Here is a 17788-nt window from a genome sequence, read left to right on the forward strand (position 1 = left end):
GCTATTTTGAGATTTTGTCTTGTAAAAAATGCGTATGCTTTGATCTTTATCTATTTTTACAAAATAAAAGATCGGTGAAAAAATTTGTCATTTCTCACCGCTCTTTTTACTCTAATTTAATCCATTACTTCACTGATTGTTTGTGATTTTCATAGGCTGCTTTTACAAAGCCTGCAAACAACGGATGACCATCACGAGGCGTAGAAGTAAATTCTGGATGGAATTGGCAAGCGACAAACCAAGGATGATTTGGCACTTCGATAATTTCTACCAATTTTTTATCTGCAGATAAACCCGTTACTTTCAATCCTGCTTTTTCAATTTGTGGAAGTAAGGTATTGTTCACTTCATAGCGATGACGATGACGTTCTTCAATGGTTTCTTTGCCATAAAGCTCACGAGCACGGCTGCCTGACACTAAATGACATTGTTGTGCGCCTAAACGCATTGTTCCACCAAGATCTGATTCATCGGTACGCACTTCTGTATTACCATCCGCATCTTGCCATTCCGTGATTAATGCAACCACAGGTTGTTCACAATCTTTATCAAACTCAGACGAGTTGGCTTTAGTTAAACCTGCTACATTACGTGCATATTCAATCAACGCGATCTGCATACCTAAGCAAATGCCCAAGTAAGGAATTTTGTTTTCACGTGCATATTGTGCGGTACGAATTTTACCTTCCACACCACGATAACCGAATCCACCAGGAACAAGAATGCCATCAATGCCTTTTAATACTTCAACACCTTTGGTTTCAACATCTTGGGAATCAATATATTTAATGTTAACGCTTAAACGGTTCGTTAAACCTGCATGTTTCAATGCTTCATTTACAGATTTATAGGCATCGGGTAACTCAGTATATTTACCCACCATCCCAATGGTCACTTCACCCACTGGATTGGCTTGTTTGTAAAGCACTTGCTCCCATTCAGACAGATCCGCTTCAGGGCAAGTTAAACGGAAACGTTCACAGACAAAATCATCTAAACCTTGAGATTTTAATAATGCGGGAATTTGATAAATCGAATTTACATCTTTTAATGAAATGACTGCGCGTTCTGGAACGTTACAGAATAAAGCAATTTTCGCACGCTCATTTGGCGGAATCATACGATCTGAACGACAAATCAACACATCAGGTTGAATACCAATAGAAAGCAATTCTTTTACAGAATGTTGAGTTGGTTTAGTTTTTACTTCACCCGCAGTTGGAATATAAGGCACTAAAGTTAAGTGCATAAATAACGTGTGTTCACGACCAACTTGAACGGCTAATTGACGTAATGCTTCTAAGAATGGAAGTGATTCAATATCCCCAACAGTGCCGCCCACTTCAACAATCACAACATCGTGACCTTGAGCGCCAGCAATAACGCGATCTTTAATTTCATTGGTAATATGTGGAATCACCTGAATTGTTGCACCAAGATAATCGCCACGACGCTCTTTACGTAATACTTCAGAATAAATTTTGCCTGTGGTGAAGTTATTACGTTTAGTCATTTTCGTGCGAATAAAACGCTCATAGTGACCTAAATCTAAATCTGTTTCTGCACCATCTTGAGTGACGAAAACTTCCCCATGTTGGGTTGGGCTCATCGTACCTGGATCCACATTAATATATGGATCTAATTTCATAATGGTTACATTTAAACCACGAGCTTCTAAAATTGCCGCCAATGATGCTGCCGCAATGCCTTTACCTAACGATGAAACCACACCGCCAGTGACGAAAATATAATTTGTAGCCATAGGGAACCTAATCTGTATTGGGATATAAATGATTATAGCTAATCATCTTACAGACAAAATCAACCAAAAGTGCGGTCAAAAATCGAAGATAACTAGCTATCAAAGACGGGACGGTAGTTTACCTGATTTAGAAAATTATCTCAATGAAAACCCAGAGAAAAAAGAAAACCATCAAAAGATGGTTTTCAAATTATTTTAATTAAAATGGGATATCGTCATCAAATCCATCCATTGGTGGCTCAGCCTGTGGTACAGCTTGTTGTGGTGCTGGACGAGATGATTGGTAACTACCACCATTGTTAGTTTGACGAGCTTGGTAAGATGGTTGTGGTGCAGATCCCATATCACTAGGGTAGCCACCTGCGTTTTGATTACGCGCACCAAGCATTTGCATTACATCACCTTGAATTTCTGTGGTGTAACGATCTTGGCCATTTTGATCTTGCCATTTACGCGTTTTTAGACGACCTTCCACATAAACTTGGGAGCCTTTACGCAAATATTCACCACAAATCTCCGCTTGACGACGATAGAATACAATGCGGTGCCATTCCGTTACTTCACGGCGCTCGCCAGTATTGCGGTCATTCCAGCTTTCACTAGTCGCTACGCTAATATTTGCTACAGCATCGCCATTTGGCATGGTACGAATTTCAGGATCATTGCCTAGATGACCCACAATAATGACTTTATTAACTCCAGCCATAAAAAACCTCATTTTTTATCTTAAAAAGTGCGGTTATTTTGCCTGAAATTTTTCAAAAGATCTATATATTTTAACTGGATATTTGCACAGATGTTAAAATATGCGATAATGATCGCAGAATTTAAACTTATTTCATCCTTTTGAGTTATTTTATGGAAAATATCGATATTCGCGGGGCTAGAACCCATAACCTGAAAAATATTAATTTAACTATTCCACGCAATAAACTTGTGGTTATCACAGGGCTTTCAGGTTCGGGAAAATCTTCTTTAGCGTTTGATACACTTTATGCAGAAGGGCAGCGCCGCTATGTTGAATCTCTTTCGGCGTATGCACGTCAGTTTTTATCTTTAATGGAAAAGCCTGATGTGGATTCTATTGAGGGACTTTCGCCTGCAATTTCGATTGAACAAAAATCTACCTCACACAATCCACGTTCTACGGTGGGAACAATTACGGAAATTTATGATTATTTACGTTTATTGTTTGCTCGAGTAGGTGAACCGCGTTGTCCAGATCATGATGTTCCATTAACGGCACAAACGATTAGTCAAATGGTGGACAAGGTATTAAGTTTGCCAGAAGACAGCAAGATGATGTTACTTGCGTCAGTTGTCAAAAATCGAAAAGGCGAACACGTTAAGATTTTAGAAAATATTGCTGCACAAGGTTACATTCGTGCGCGTATTGATGGCGAAATTTGCGATTTATCTGATCCACCAAAATTAGAGTTACAGAAAAAACATACTATTGAAGTAGTGGTGGATCGCTTTAAAGTGCGGTCAGATTTAGCAACACGTTTAGCTGAGTCTTTTGAAACCGCATTAGAGCTTTCAGGTGGCACCGCGATTGTGGCAGATATGGATAATCCGAAAGCGGAAGAATTAGTTTTTTCGGCAAATTTTGCTTGTCCGCATTGCGGTTATTCTGTGCCAGAATTAGAACCTCGTTTATTTTCCTTTAATAATCCAGCCGGAGCGTGCCCTACTTGTGATGGTTTGGGTATGCAACAATATTTTGATGAAGAGCGAGTGGTACAAAATCCAACTATTTCCCTTGCTGGTGGTGCGGTGAAAGGTTGGGATCGTCGTAATTTTTATTATTATCAAATGCTCACCTCATTGGCGAAACATTATAATTTTGATGTTGAAGCGCCCTATGAATCTTTGCCAAAGAAAATTCAACACATCATTATGCATGGTTCAGGTAAAGAGGAAATTGAATTCCAATATATGAATGATCGTGGCGATGTGGTTATTCGCAAGCATCCTTTTGAAGGTATTTTGAATAATATGGCTCGCCGATATAAAGAAACAGAATCAATGTCGGTGCGAGAAGAATTAGCGAAAAATATTAGCAATCGCCCTTGTGCAGACTGTGGCGGATCTCGTTTACGACCAGAAGCGCGTAATGTGTATATCGAAAAAACGAATTTACCGATGATCGCGGAAAAAAGTATTGGTGAAACGCTCGAATTTTTCACTGCACTTTCTCTCACTGGTCAAAAAGCGCAAATTGCGGAAAAAATTCTTAAAGAAATTCGCGAGCGTTTGCAGTTTTTAGTCAATGTTGGCTTGAATTATCTTTCTCTTTCTCGTTCTGCTGAAACTCTTTCAGGCGGTGAAGCACAACGTATTCGCCTTGCTAGCCAAATTGGTGCGGGGCTTGTTGGTGTGATGTATGTATTAGATGAACCTTCTATTGGCTTGCACCAACGTGATAATGAACGCTTACTTAACACATTAATTCATCTGCGTAATCTTGGTAATACGGTAATTGTCGTGGAACACGATGAAGACGCGATTCGTGCAGCTGACCATATTATTGATATCGGTCCTGGAGCAGGCGTGCATGGCGGGCAAGTTATTGCGCAAGGAAATGCTGATGAAATTATGCTGAATCCAAATTCCATCACAGGAAAATTCTTATCGGGCGCAGATAAAATCGAAATTCCTAAAAAACGCACTGCACTTGATAAGAAAAAATGGCTAAAACTTAAAGGGGCATCAGGCAATAATTTAAAAAATGTAAATTTAGATATTCCCGTTGGCTTGTTTACTTGCGTAACTGGTGTATCAGGCTCAGGAAAATCAACACTCATTAATGACACTTTATTTCCACTTGCGCAAAATGCATTAAATAGAGCTGAAAAAACCGATTATGCACCTTATCAATCTATCGATGGATTAGAACATTTCGATAAAGTTATTGATATTAACCAAAGCCCGATTGGACGTACGCCACGTTCAAATCCAGCCACTTATACAGGTTTATTTACTCCGATTCGTGAACTTTTTGCAGGAGTGCCAGAAGCGCGTGCGCGTGGTTATAATCCAGGGCGTTTTAGCTTTAATGTACGTGGTGGACGCTGTGAAGCTTGTCAGGGCGATGGTGTACTCAAAGTTGAAATGCACTTTTTACCCGATGTTTATGTCCCTTGCGACCAATGTAAAGGTAAACGCTATAACCGCGAAACCTTAGAAATTCGTTATAAAGGTAAAACGATTCATCAAGTTTTAGATATGACGGTGGAAGAGGCTCGCGAGTTTTTTGATGCGATTCCAATGATTGCAAGAAAATTACAAACATTGATGGATGTGGGATTATCCTATATTCGATTAGGTCAGTCTTCCACAACACTTTCAGGCGGTGAAGCGCAGCGCGTTAAGCTAGCGACAGAGCTTTCTAAACGTGATACAGGTAAAACCTTGTATATTCTAGATGAGCCGACGACGGGTTTGCATTTTGCTGACATTAAGCAATTACTTGAAGTACTGCATCGATTACGCGCTCAAGGAAATACTATTGTCGTCATTGAACACAATCTTGATGTGATTAAAACGGCAGACTGGATTGTCGATCTTGGCCCTGAAGGGGGAAGCGGTGGCGGACAAATTATTGCTACAGGCACGCCTGAAGAAGTTGCTAAAGTCGAAGGATCTCATACTGCCAGATTCCTTAAACCAATTTTGGAAAAACGTTAAGAAAATAACCGCACTTTGATCTGACGTGCGGTTATTTTTTGATATATTTCTAGCAGAAATTTATCTTTTTGATTCTTATTGTGATTTGTTTGATGTAATGAGGTTATTTAGTATGTGCACGTCTTACAAATAAGAAAGATAAGCTGAATGCCACAACAAACGAAATAACCATTCCTATACTATACATTGCCAAACTGTCCGGTTTGATAGATGGGATACCTAAGAAACCAGCGGCACCCAATGCAATCGCTTTTACGTTAAAGAATGCAATAAATGCACTAGCTAACCCAGAGCCAATCATCGCAGCAATAAATGCTTGGCGGTAACGTAAATTTACGCCAAACATAGCGGGTTCTGTGATACCTAATAATGCAGAAATACCTGAAGGTACAGCTAATCCACGAATTTTGGCATCTTTTAATGCTAAGGCTACACCTAAACAAGCTGCGCCCTGTGCAATATTTGACATTGCTGCAATTGGGAAGATGAATGTTCCTCCAGTTTGTGTGATTTCGGCAAGCAATTGAGTTTCTACTGCGATAAAGGTTTGATGCATACCTGTAATGACAATTGGTGCATATAAAGTACCGAAAATCGCTCCACCAAAGAAACCTAATGTATCATATAACCAAGTTAATCCAGCTGAAATAAGAGAGCCTGCCTCTCGACCAAATGGACCAATTACCGTAAATGCAAGGAAACCCGCAATAAAAAGTGAAAACATTGGGGTAATTAAGTTATCTAAATAAGATGGTATAAATTTACGGAAATTCTTTTCTAATGTTGCTAATACCCAAGCCGAAATAATTGTTGGAATAACTGTTCCTTGATAGCCAACTTTTTCAATTTCAAGACCAAATACATTCCAGTATTTAATATTTCCTTCCATCAATATTTTTGCATAATTCCAGCCATCAGATAATGAAGGATGGACTAAAAGCATACCTAATGCTGCGCCTAAGAAGGGATTTCCACCAAATTTACGTGTTGCTGAAAAACCAAGTAATACAGGTAAGAATACAAACGGTGCATTTGCAATTGTATTGATGAAATCAACTAAATCAGATATTTCAGGATACTTTGTGACAACAGAATGATTATCCCAAAAGAAACCGATAGAGGTTAGCATTGAATAAAGTCCCATTAATAGACCTCCAGCAACGATAGCTGGAATAATTGGGACAAAAATATCGGCTAAACCTTTTACTATACGTTGTAGTAAATTCTGTTGGCCTAAGGCTGCTTCTGCAACTTCAGCTTTACTTACATCACCAATACCAAGTTGTTTAGTAAGTTGTTCATGAACTTTATTGACCGTACCTGAGCCAAAAATAATTTGGTACTGACCCGCCACAGAGAATTGGCCTTTTACCCCTTCAATTGCTTCGATACCTTCTTTATTCACTTTGCTTTCATCGTTTAATACGATACGTAAACGTGTTGCACAGTGAGCTGCTGTAGCAATGTTATTTTTACCACCAAGTTTTTCAATCACTTGTTCAGCTATTTTCGGGAAGTTCATAGATTTTCTCCTCATTAAAATAGAAATGGCGAGATTTTAGCCGAAAGGATTAAAACAGGCTAGTGTGAAATGATCCTATAAGGGGAATTTTATTGTTATAAAGGAACAAAGCTGATAGTAAGCAATCATATAATGTAATTAATAATTACCTCGCTTTTTTATTAATCCATTTAATCCTAACAAGCCTAAGCTTAGCCAAATAGGAACGTAGGTGAAGTAGTCACTTATCGTCATTGGAATATTTAAAATAAATACTGCAACTAGAAATAATAAGACTGGTTCGATATAGCTTAATACGGCAAAAATGCTAACAGGAATTTGCTGGCTAGATTTTAAATTTGCAGAAAGTGAAACTGCACTGACAATTCCTAGTGCTGGTAATAAGTACCAGTAGTGAAAATTATTAAGAATCAAAGACAAACTATCGCTTTGGTAAGATAAATAAATGACAGAAGGAATGGATATTAAGATTACATCAAGGGTAATGCCTTGCAAGGCAGGAATTTTCATGGCTTTTCTACTTAAATAATAGAAGGGATATACTGCACAAACCCAAAGGCTTGTCCATGAAAAACTTTGTGTATGCCAGAGTTCATGGAATACACCACAAGCGGCAAGTAATAAAGCAATTTTTTGAGTGGATGATAATTGTTCCTTAAGCCAAATTCTTCCAAATAGAGCCATCACAAGCGGAAAAAGGAAGTATCCCATAGCAATATTTACACCTTCGTTATTAAGCGGAGCCCACATAAAGAGCCAAAATTGGCTTCCTGCATCAAATGTACCGAGTAAGAAAAGTATCCAACGTTTCCAGTTATAGCCAAGTATGTTGGTTATTAAATGTAAAATTGATTTACAACCAATTGTTGGAAATAAAATCAATAATAGACCAAATATCATTGTTACCATTCGCCACGCGAAAACGTCAGTTCCACTTAATGGTTGTAACCATAAGCTGAATAAATAAAGGACACCAAATAAAAGTTGAGAAAAGATGCAAAGCAATATGCCTTGAGTCATTAATTTCATTGAAAACTCCATCATTGAAGATGAAATTATTATAGGTTGTTATAGAAATAAAAATTCTCAATTTATGAGGTTTTGTGATAAATTTTATCTATTTAGCCAGATTTGTGAGAAAAATTTTTATGAATTCCCTTGATAAATTAGATCGAGATATTCTAAATGCATTACAACAAGATGCAACAATACCTTTAAAAGAATTGGCTGTAAATGTTAATAGTTCTATTGCAACTTGCCAACGACGAATTCAATTTTTAATAGAAAAAGGCGTGATAACTAAACAAGTGGCTATTGTTTCTCCTAAAGCTGTAGGGCGGACAATTAGTGTATTTGTGATGGTGGAAATGAACAATCAACATTCTTATTATCAAGAGCAGTTTGAGCGTAAAATGAGACAAGAATCAGATGTTGTCAGTTGTTATGAAATTTCTGGAGATTATGATTTTATGTTGCTATTACATGTTAAAGATATGGAAAGTTATCATGCGTTTACTCGTCGTGTTTTAACAGGGGAGTATCATGTGCGTACTTTCAAAAGTTTATTTGTAATGAATTTTACAAAGGCGGATAGTGGTATTGTGTTATAAAGTGCGGTAAAAAATCACCGCACTTTGCAATTATAATGCTAAGGCTTTGTCGTTTGTTTTAAACAAAAATAGCCGATGATGGCAGAAATAGTTGATCCTAATAAAATACCTAATCTTGATAGAGTATTTATAGTTTCACCTGCGTCAGCCTCAAATGCAAGGCTTGCGAGAAACATTGACATTGTAAAGCCAATTCCACACAAAAGCGCAACGGCAAAAATTTGTTTAAAATTAACACCGTTAGGTAATTTGGCTAAACCTAATTTTACGGAGATATAGCTAAAGCTAAAAACACCTACTGGCTTGCCTATAATTAAGCCAAGTGCAATAGCTAATAATAACGGGGAAGAGAGCATTGTGAAATCGAGTCCTTCAAAGCTTACCCCAGCATTAGCAAAAGCAAATAGAGGCAGAATAATAAATGACGACCAAGGTGCGAGGATATGTTCAAAATCATGTAGTGGTTTTTCACCATTTTTCCCATTCAATGGGATACAAAAGCCAATAATTACGCCAGCTAATGTTGCATGAACGCCTGATTTTAAAACGGAAGCCCATAAAATTGCCCCAACAACCATGTAGGCACATAGTGCAGAAACTTTGAATCGGTTTAATAAAACTAATGCGATAATAGCGATAGCTGAAAAGAAGAGTGCTTGCACGCTTAATCCATGTGAAAAGAATAGGGCTATGACAACGATAGCACCTAAGTCGTCTATAATAGCGAGCGCTAGCAAGAAAATTTTGAGTGGAAGTGGAACTTGTTTACTGAGCAACGCCATAATGCCAAGAGCAAAGGCTATGTCTGTTGCCATAGGAATCGCCCAGCCATTCACTAAACTAGGATCTTGTTTAGCAATAAACCAATATACGATAGCAGGAATAATCATTCCTCCTATTGCGGCTATAGCAGGGAAAATAGCTTGTTGATAGCTAGAAAGTGAGCCTTCAAATAATTCTTTTTTGACTTCCATACCGACCAATATAAAAAATACAGCCATAAAGCCATCATTGATCCAATGAATTAATGTTTTATCGATTGCAAAATGGCCAATTTGTATGCTTACGGGTAAATTTAAGAAGTTATTATATTGTTCACTTAATGGTGAATTGGCCAATAACATTGCAGCTACAGCAGATAAAAGTAATAAAATTCCACCGGCAGATTCTAATTTTAAAAATCGCTGGATAAGTTGTAACACGTAATCCCCCTTCAAAAATCAATAACAAAAAATTAACAAAGATCGCATACTAGCATATTTTTATATGAAATGGGGAGCGAGAGAAAGATTTTGCCAGCATTTTGTATGAATTGCTGATAACATGAATTATATTGTGATGAATATCTCATTTTTCGTATTATTAAATAGTGATTTTATGTGCATTGTAACAAATTATTGTAGAATGCACTCCTTTCGATTTTAGGGTTAGAAATTATGTTTTCACGTAAAGATATTATTGTTTTGGGGATGATGATCTTCGCTTTATTTTTAGGAGCAGGGAATATTATTTTTCCACCAATGGAAGGTTTTACTGCCGGGTACAATTGGGCTAGCGCCTCTTTTGGATTTGTATTAACTGGTGTTTTTATGCCTTTTATTACATTGGTTATTGTTTCTATTTTAGGGCGAGGAGAAGAATTAACGAAAGATTTACCTAAATGGGCAGGGACTGCTTTTCTTGTTATTTTATATTTAACAATTGGTTCTACCTTTGCCATGCCGCGAATTACAAATGTTGCTTATGAAATGGCATGGTTACCTTTAGGATTGATGGAGGATAATTCAACAGTTAGATTTGTTTTTTCTCTTGTTTTTAACTTAATCGCTATGGGATTTATGATTCGTCCAAATACGATTATTTCAAGTGTAGGTAAATTTATGACGCCTGCATTATTGGTGTTATTAGTTGTGGTAGCGGTGACAGTTTTTATTTCTCCATTATCCGAGATTCAGGCTCCCACAAAAGCTTATGAGTCAGGTCAGGCTTTATTCATCGGTTTAACAAGTGGTTATCAAACTATGGATGTGCTTGCTGCCATTGCATTTGGAGGAATTGTCTCACGTGCACTTGCCGCAAAAAATGTGGTTCATACAAAAGATATTGTGAAATATACCATTTCAGCAGGTTTTGTTTCAGTCATTTTGCTTGCTGGATTATACTTTTCACTCTTTTACCTTGGTGCAACAAGTGCCTCGGTTGCTGAAGGTGTAACAAATGGGGGACAAGTTTTCTCACGTTATGTGGGGGCATTGTTTGGTTCAGCAGGTACTTGGATTATGGCGGGAATTATCGTACTAGCAAGTTTAACTACTCTTGTTGGTGTAACGAGTGCTGCTGCTGATTATTTTGCGAAATTTTCAGTACGTTTTTCTTATCCGTTTTGGGTAGCAATTTTTACTGCAATGACAATTACTGTTTCTCAATATGGCTTAACTGATTTGCTTCGTATTACGATTCCGGCCCTATTATTGATCTATCCTATAGCGATTGTATTAGTGTTTTTGCAATTTTTACGTGATAAATTACCATCAATCAAATTGACTTACTATAGTTCTTTAATTGTCACGCTATGCTTTAGCTTATGTGACAGTTTGAATAATGTACAAATGTTACCTGAAAGCATTAACATATTATTGAAAGATTTTCCTCTTTCATCAGAGGGAATGGCATGGTTAGTGCCAGCATTCGTGATGCTTGTAGTGAGCATTTTTATAGGAAAGTTATTTACTAACATTAAAAAATAAAATTGCGGCATTTTTTAGCCGCATATCTTTATAATCTAGTTTTTTCTCCGCCAAATTCATCTAATAAATTTTCGGTGAGTTTGGCTAAAATACCTGTCATCAGTACAAAATCTGCATCGAAACGCTGTGCAAAATCTTCTTTCAGAATATCATCATTTTTTTCTCGTACACTATCTGCAAATTTTAAACGTTTGAGGGTGCAATCTTCGTTAAAAACGAAAGTTAAGGTATCTTCCCATTCTAAGGCTAATTTGCTCACTACTTTTTTGCCATCTTGCAGAAGTGCGAGAATTTCTTCATTTTCTAATGGTTGTTTTTTACAACGGATAACGCTGTCTTCCTGACTGCCACGAAGCTCGGCTTCTTCTAATGCAAGTAACCAATGCGGTAAGCTATCTTGAAGGATCCAATTCGTTAAAATCGTGCTGGGTTCATTAGCAAAGGCTAAAGGCACAACAGGGAGCGAACCTAAGGATTTACGCAGTAATGCGAGCGCATCTTCCGCGCGTTTACTCGATGCTGCATCAACATGAACAAGATTATTTTCTGTATCAATCCATAGCGCGGTATGCTGATTTTTACTAAACGCACGAGGTAATAAATTCATCACGACATCATTTTTTAATGTTTGTTTTTCTACCTTTTTAAGTTTGCGATTTTCTTTTTGTTCAAGGCTTTCAATGCGTTCATCAAGTTCACGTTTGACCACATTTGCTGGCAAGATTTTTTCCTCTTTTTTGGCGATTAATAGAATTTGTTTTCCAACAGAAAAATAGAGTAAATCAGCGCCTCGTAATGGAGCTGACCATCCAAATTTACTTTGATCTTGAGCACCGCAAGGATGGAATTGACAATCTTCCAGTTGAGTTTGTAGCTGTGCAAGATCCCAATCTAGCGGTTTAGTCAGTCTATAAGTCATTAAATTTTTGAACCACATCGTAACACTTCCTTCAATATAGGGTAGAATGTGCGGCATTATAGCCCATAAAAGTAGGAAAAACGATGCAACACAAATTGATTGCCTTTATTGGCGGCGGCAATATGGCGCAGGCTATTATTCTTGGCTTGTTGAAACAAGGTTATCCTGCCGAGCAAATTATTGTGAATGATCCGAATGAGGAAAAAAGAGCATTTTTTGCTAATCTTGGCGTGGCAACGTCAGAAAATAATGTGGAAAGTGCAACCAAAGCGGAAGTTGTGTTGCTTGCGGTAAAACCTCAAATGATGGCTGAAGTTTGTTCGTCGCTAAGTGCGGTGGATTTTTCTGATAAATTATTAATTTCCATTGCTGCGGGTATTTCAACTGAACGCTTGAACGCATTAATTCCAAGTATAAAATCAATAGTGCGCGTCATGCCAAATACGCCCGCATTAGTGGGGGAAGGCATGGCGGGGTTATTTGCACCAAAAAATACGAGTGAAAATTACCGCACTTTTGCACAAGATTTATTGGGAACTGTGGGAAGAACGGTTTGGGTGGATGATGAAACTCAAATGCACGCAGTAACCGCTGCTTCAGGAAGTAGCCCCGCTTATTTCTTTTTAATGCTGGAAGTGATGCAGCAAGCCTTAATCAAAATGAATATAGATGAAAAAACTGCGCGTGAATTAGTGCAGCAATCCATGCTTGGTGCAGCAAAAATGGTGATAGAAAATCCGCAAATTGCACTTTCAACTTTGCGTGAAAATGTCACCTCGAAAGGTGGCACCACTGCGGCAGCGTTAGCAGTATTTGACGCACAACATTTTAATCAAACAATAGAGCAAGCTATGCAGGCTTGTTTGTCTCGTTCACAAGAAATGGAAACTTTATTCTGATGCAAGTTCGTCCTTTTTATTGGCTCGCACTGAGCTTTCTAGGTTACTACTGCGCTTATGGTGTGTTTTTGCCGTTTTTCCCCGCATGGTTGAAATCACAACAATATGGTGAAGAAATGATTGGTTTAGTTATCGGGAGTGCTTATATTTTTCGATTTGCGGGCGGATTATTTTTTTCATCGCTGATTAAAAAAGCCAATCATATTATTAGTTCCTTACGTCTATTGGCGTTAGCATCGGCCATTATTATGGCGGCAATGAGCTTAGTTGCGCATAATTTTTGGCTGTTATTTATTGCTATCGGTTTATATGCCTCTGTGAATTCAGCGGGAATGCCGATTGGAGATTCGTTGGCATCCACTTGGCAACGACAAATCGGCTTGGATTATGGCAAAGTACGTTTGATTGGCTCTGCTGCCTTTATTCTTGGTGTAGTAGTGTTTGGTGGCATGATTGGCTGGGTAGGTGAGCAAAATATCGTGTGGATTTTAACCGCACTTTTATCCTTCTATACTATCATTCAGCTTTTAAAACCGACCATTCCCCCAAAAGATGAAATACCTGAAAGTGGCGATCAAAATAATATTGGTTTTATTGCGTTACTGAAAAATCCTATTACATTGCGAGTCATGATTGCAGTGGGGCTGATTCAAGGCTCTCATGCGGCTTATTATGTTTATAGCACAATTTATTGGACAAGTATTGGGATCTCTGTTTCTCAAACGAGCTTACTTTGGGGCATTGGCGTATTAGCGGAAATTGTATTATTTTTCTTTTCTCGTCGCTTATTTCAAAATATTTCTATCAGTGTGCTACTTTATATTTCTGCGCTTGCGTGCATCGGACGCTGGGCTGTAATGGGATATATTGAAGATTTTTGGTTGATATTCTTATTGCAACTTATGCATAGTTTGACTTATGCCGTGTGCCATTATGCGATTGTTCGCTATATCACTACGCAACCGCAAAGTCATATTGCGAAGTTACAAGGTTTGTATAATGGTTTATCGAATGGTGTGCTCATTGCCATTTTCACCGCGATTGCAGGTATGATTTATCCAACGTCGCCAGCGATGACATTTGTATTTATGAGTATCATCGCGGCAGCAGCATTTTTTGTGATTCCACGCAAGTTAAATGCCTTTTTGATTGTTCAGCATAAATAGGACACATCACTTTCTTTGTAGAAAAGTAATATGAAAAATCTTGCGCTCATTGATTTGTTTCTTAATGAATATTGGATTGAAAAAGGTCTCTCAGAAAATACCGTTCAATCTTATCGTTTGGATTTAACCGCACTTTGTGATTGGTTGGATAAAAACGACTTGTCTTTGGAAACTTTAGATGCTGTTGATTTGCAAGGTTTTCTGGGCGAACGTTTGGAGAAAGGTTACAAAGCCACGAGCACCGCGCGAACGTTAAGTGCAATGCGTAAACTTTTCCAATATTTATATCGGGAAAAATACCGAGTAGATGATCCAAGTGCGGTACTAAGTTCGCCTAAATTACCCAGTCGCTTGCCAAAATATTTAACTGAGCAACAAGTGTCAGATTTGCTCAATACGCCAGATGTGGAAGTTCCTTTGGAATTGCGTGATAAAGCTATGTTAGAGTTGCTTTATGCAACGGGGCTTCGTGTAACGGAGTTAGTTTCGCTTACGATTGAAAACATGAGCGTGCAACAAGGCGTGGTGCGAGTGATTGGTAAAGGGAACAAAGAGCGTATTGTGCCAATGGGGGAAGAAGCTGCCTATTGGGTTCGTCAATTTATGCTTTATGGTCGCCCTGTTCTATTAAATGGGCAGAGTTCTGATGTTGTTTTTCCAAGTCAACGTGCACAGCAAATGACTCGTCAAACTTTCTGGCATCGTGTAAAACATTATGCCATTCTCGCAGATATTGATGCTGATGCACTTTCCCCTCACGTTCTTCGCCATGCTTTTGCCACCCATTTAGTGAATCACGGTGCGGATTTACGCGTGGTGCAAATGTTGCTAGGGCATACAGATTTATCCACAACACAGATTTATACTCATGTGGCAAAAGAGCGATTAAAACGATTGCATGAAAGATTTCATCCTAGAGGGTAATTAAAAACGCGTAGTAATGAAATAAACTGTTTTAAATTATTCCTTTATCTGAATATTTCATATTAATCTTCAGGTAAAGCATTTAGAACGGCTTTCACTAAAGTTGCTAGTGGAATGGCAAAAAATACGCCCCAGAACCCCCACAATCCACCGAAAATTAATACTGAAATAATGATCGCTAATGGATGTAAGTTTACTGCCTCAGAGAATAAATAAGGAACAAGTAAATTGCCATCTAAAAGTTGACTTATGGCAAAAGCAATGATGATATACCAAAATGTTGGGCTTACACCAAATTGGAATAATGCGACCAAGGCAACTGGAATGGTGACAAGCACAGCTCCAATATAAGGCACTAACACTGAAAGCCCTACAGCAAATGCCAAGAGAAGTGGATAATTCAAGCCAAAAATAAGAAAAATAATATAAGTAATTAAAGTTACAATCAAAATTTCTAATAATTTACCATGAATATAATTAGAAATTTGTTGTTGCATTTCTATCCAAACCTTGAAAGCTAAATGACGGTTTCTTGGCAGAAAGCGGCTCACCCCTTGTAAAAGTTCTTTTTTATCTTTTAACATGAAAAACATCATTAGTGGTACTAAGAAAGCATAAATACCGAGAGAAACTAAGTTCATAATTGATGTTAACGACAGTTTCACCACTGATTCACCAAAACCAAGAATTTTTTCTCGCACGGAATTAAAAATGGAATCTACCATAGAATAATCAATGAGTTCTGGATAATGCTCTGGTAGATTAAGTAACCATTCATTGAGTTTATTAAACATCGCTGGTAAATCGCTTAATAAGGAAATACTTTGATTCCAAAGCATTGGTACAAGAATTAAAAAGAATATGGTAGCGATACTGATAAAGCTACCAAAGACAAGAATAGTGGCCATGATCCTTGGAAAGCGTAAACGTAAGTTTAAGAAACGAATTGGCATTTCGAGCAAATAAGCTAATACGATAGCAATAAGCAGCGGTGCGATTAGATTTCCAAAAAAATAAATAGCAAGGAAGCCAAACAATAAAATAGCAAGTAACCCCATTGTTTGAGGATCGCTTAATCGGCGTATATACCAATTTCTTAACATTTCTAACATAGTACTTCTCAATGAATATTTTGGGTCATTATAAGTGAAATTATTTGTTGTTTATAGTTGGCACTTGACTAATCTTTTAAATTCTTTAACATTTCTACCTAAATTTTGTTATTAAAACAAAATTTGTGTCGCATTTTGGTTATGGCTGAGTTTTGTATAGCAAGTGCGGTTATTTTTTCTTAATTTCGGAGCAAAATATGTCAGGTATTTTTACTCAAAGCCCTGCAAATCGTCGTCGTTATGGCGTAGCTATTTTTGTAGGCATCATCGCAGGAATTATTTCTGCATTTGTAAAATGGGGAGCTGAGCATCCATTTCCACCACGCAGCCCAATTGATTTCTTTGCTGCAGCTTGTAAAGTGGATGTGACTGGTTTAAGTCAAGACCAAATTCTTTCTGTATGTTCACGTGCATTTCTAAATCCACCACATGTTTTTTTACGTGATTACATTGGTATTGACCCGACTCAAGCTGCATTTACATTTGCGGATCATGCATTTAACTGGATTGGTGTCACGCATATTATTTTCTCTTTAGTATTTGCTATTGGTTATTGTATAGTTGCAGAACGCTTCCCTAAAATTAAATTTTGGCAGGGTATCGGAGCTGGTATTATTGCCAATATTTGTGTTCACTATATTACTTTCCCTGCATTAGGTTTAACACCGCCAGTTGCAGACTGGCCATTATATGAACATATTTCTGAATTAGTGGGACATATTTTCTGGTTCTGGACTATTGAAGTGATTCGTCGTGATTTACGTAATCGGATTACAAATGAACCGGATGCTGAAATTCCATTAGGTCAGGTACGTTAATTTCTCTGGCTAATACGAAGATAACTGTATATTAGGAAACTAAGTGCAGTTATTTTTTTTCATTTTTAATAGAATATGAATAATATATTTAGTATTTTTTGTGTAATCGCAAGATAAAATTTTAAGCGTTGTAAGTTTTTAATATTGGTGGGTCGTGAAGGATTCGAACCTTCGACCAACGGATTAAAAGTCCGCTGCTCTACCGACTGAGCTAACGACCCAATTAGATGATTTTAAAGTAAATTTTAAAATCTTTGGATTGGTGTTTAAATGGTGCCCGAAGCCAGACTTGAACTGGCACGCCTCGAAAGGCGAGGGATTTTAAATCCCTTGTGTCTACCGATTCCACCACTCGGGCATATAGACAACTAACATTTGCGTATTATGGAGGCGTGTCCCGGAGTCGAACCGAGCTACATGGATTTGCAATCCAGTGCATAACCGCTTTGCTAACACGCCACGAATTGGAGCGGGAAACGAGGCTCGAACTCGCGACCCCGACCTTGGCAAGGTCGTGCTCTACCAACTGAGCTATTCCCGCATTCGCTGTTAGTGGTGCGCATTTTACGGAAATTTAAAAAGCTGTCAATCATGGAGTGAAAAAATTTTTTTAACCGTT

The 17788-nt window shown here is 37.9% G+C and carries 15 protein-coding genes and 4 tRNA genes; 8 read left to right on the forward strand and 11 right to left on the reverse strand.

The genetic code is table 11. The features are described from left to right. Positions 1 to 124: 124 nt before the first annotated feature. Positions 125 to 1762, reverse strand: coding sequence for a glutamine hydrolyzing CTP synthase (gene pyrG, locus LIX50_RS00550; protein ID WP_005636432.1), 1638 nt, complete (start codon positions 1760 to 1762; stop codon positions 125 to 127). 28 nt (positions 1763 to 1790) lie between these two features. Here pyrG and LIX50_RS00555 point away from each other — a divergent pair, with 28 nt between their 5' ends. After that, positions 1791 to 1961: a hypothetical protein gene (locus LIX50_RS00555; protein ID WP_193388689.1), complete on the forward strand. Its 171-nt coding sequence runs from the start codon at positions 1791 to 1793 to the stop codon at positions 1959 to 1961. Here LIX50_RS00555 and LIX50_RS00560 read toward each other — a convergent pair whose 3' ends face one another. Continuing rightward, positions 1962 to 2468 carry a single-stranded DNA-binding protein gene (locus LIX50_RS00560; protein WP_048954191.1) on the reverse strand — a complete coding sequence of 169 codons (507 nt, stop codon included), beginning with the start codon at positions 2466 to 2468 and terminating at the stop codon, positions 1962 to 1964. A 152-nt stretch (positions 2469 to 2620) separates the two neighbouring features. Here LIX50_RS00560 and uvrA point away from each other — a divergent pair, with 152 nt between their 5' ends. Next, a complete protein-coding gene (gene uvrA / locus LIX50_RS00565; protein WP_226385850.1) occupies positions 2621 to 5452 on the forward strand; it encodes an excinuclease ABC subunit UvrA in 2832 nt (943 codons plus the stop codon). 103 nt (positions 5453 to 5555) lie between these two features. Here uvrA and LIX50_RS00570 read toward each other — a convergent pair whose 3' ends face one another. Together LIX50_RS00570 and rarD are read right to left on the reverse strand one after the other, a co-directional pair. Then, positions 5556 to 6974, reverse strand: coding sequence for a sucrose-specific PTS transporter subunit IIBC (locus LIX50_RS00570; RefSeq protein WP_048954189.1), 1419 nt, complete (start codon positions 6972 to 6974; stop codon positions 5556 to 5558). A 138-nt stretch (positions 6975 to 7112) separates the two neighbouring features. Continuing rightward, positions 7113 to 8003: an EamA family transporter RarD gene (rarD, locus tag LIX50_RS00575; protein ID WP_048954188.1), complete on the reverse strand. Its 891-nt coding sequence runs from the start codon at positions 8001 to 8003 to the stop codon at positions 7113 to 7115. 119 nt (positions 8004 to 8122) lie between these two features. Between rarD and LIX50_RS00580 the strand changes: the two genes are divergently transcribed. Continuing rightward, a complete protein-coding gene (locus LIX50_RS00580; protein WP_048954187.1) occupies positions 8123 to 8584 on the forward strand; it encodes an Lrp/AsnC family transcriptional regulator in 462 nt (153 codons plus the stop codon). A gap of 38 nt (positions 8585 to 8622) precedes the next feature. Here LIX50_RS00580 and nhaA read toward each other — a convergent pair whose 3' ends face one another. After that, positions 8623 to 9786: a Na+/H+ antiporter NhaA gene (nhaA, locus tag LIX50_RS00585; protein ID WP_065264513.1), complete on the reverse strand. Its 1164-nt coding sequence runs from the start codon at positions 9784 to 9786 to the stop codon at positions 8623 to 8625. Between the two features lie 234 nt (positions 9787 to 10020). Here nhaA and brnQ point away from each other — a divergent pair, with 234 nt between their 5' ends. Next, entirely contained in the window at positions 10021 to 11331 is a 1311-nt protein-coding gene (brnQ, locus tag LIX50_RS00590) for a branched-chain amino acid transport system II carrier protein (protein ID WP_048954185.1), read from the forward strand. Positions 11332 to 11359: 28 nt separating this feature from the next. Here brnQ and rdgC read toward each other — a convergent pair whose 3' ends face one another. Beyond that, the gene (gene rdgC / locus LIX50_RS00595; protein WP_048954184.1) at positions 11360 to 12268 is read right to left on the reverse strand and encodes a recombination-associated protein RdgC; all 909 of its coding nucleotides are present in this window, start codon (positions 12266 to 12268) and stop codon (positions 11360 to 11362) included. 65 nt (positions 12269 to 12333) lie between these two features. On the opposite strand from rdgC, the gene proC reads away from it, so the two are divergent. From proC to xerD, 3 genes are read left to right on the forward strand one after another with little or no spacing between them, the layout of a single operon-like run. After that, positions 12334 to 13149 (forward strand): pyrroline-5-carboxylate reductase, encoded by an 816-nt coding sequence (gene proC / locus LIX50_RS00600; protein ID WP_048954183.1) that lies wholly within the window; start codon positions 12334 to 12336, stop codon positions 13147 to 13149. Continuing rightward, the gene (locus tag LIX50_RS00605) at positions 13149 to 14315 is read left to right on the forward strand and encodes a 3-phenylpropionate MFS transporter (RefSeq protein ID WP_048954182.1); all 1167 of its coding nucleotides are present in this window, start codon (positions 13149 to 13151) and stop codon (positions 14313 to 14315) included. The genes proC and LIX50_RS00605 overlap by 1 nt, the downstream gene beginning before the upstream one ends. A gap of 30 nt (positions 14316 to 14345) precedes the next feature. Continuing rightward, complete coding sequence (gene xerD, locus LIX50_RS00610) at positions 14346 to 15239, forward strand: site-specific tyrosine recombinase XerD (protein WP_048954181.1); 894 nt, start codon at positions 14346 to 14348, stop codon at positions 15237 to 15239. Between the two features lie 62 nt (positions 15240 to 15301). Here xerD and LIX50_RS00615 read toward each other — a convergent pair whose 3' ends face one another. Further along, positions 15302 to 16351, reverse strand: a complete 1050-nt coding sequence (locus LIX50_RS00615) for an AI-2E family transporter (protein ID WP_048954180.1) — start codon at positions 16349 to 16351, stop codon at positions 15302 to 15304. A gap of 197 nt (positions 16352 to 16548) precedes the next feature. Here LIX50_RS00615 and LIX50_RS00620 point away from each other — a divergent pair, with 197 nt between their 5' ends. Then, entirely contained in the window at positions 16549 to 17169 is a 621-nt protein-coding gene (locus LIX50_RS00620) for a YagU family protein (RefSeq protein WP_111407155.1), read from the forward strand. Between the two features lie 145 nt (positions 17170 to 17314). On the opposite strand, the gene LIX50_RS00625 is transcribed toward LIX50_RS00620, so the two are convergent. The 4 genes from LIX50_RS00625 to LIX50_RS00640 all read right to left on the reverse strand — a co-directional run bounded on the left by LIX50_RS00625 (position 17315) and on the right by LIX50_RS00640 (position 17710). Next, positions 17315 to 17390: transfer RNA gene (locus tag LIX50_RS00625), tRNA-Lys, on the reverse strand. Between the two features lie 50 nt (positions 17391 to 17440). Further along, positions 17441 to 17527 (reverse strand) — tRNA-Leu (locus LIX50_RS00630). A 27-nt stretch (positions 17528 to 17554) separates the two neighbouring features. Beyond that, a tRNA-Cys gene (locus tag LIX50_RS00635) sits at positions 17555 to 17628 on the reverse strand. A 6-nt stretch (positions 17629 to 17634) separates the two neighbouring features. Further along, a tRNA-Gly gene (locus LIX50_RS00640) sits at positions 17635 to 17710 on the reverse strand. Positions 17711 to 17788: the final 78 nt, after the last annotated feature.

The sequence above is a fragment of the Haemophilus sp. Marseille-P9675 genome (assembly GCF_916862695.1).
Classification (GTDB): domain Bacteria; phylum Pseudomonadota; class Gammaproteobacteria; order Enterobacterales; family Pasteurellaceae; genus Haemophilus; species Haemophilus haemolyticus_K.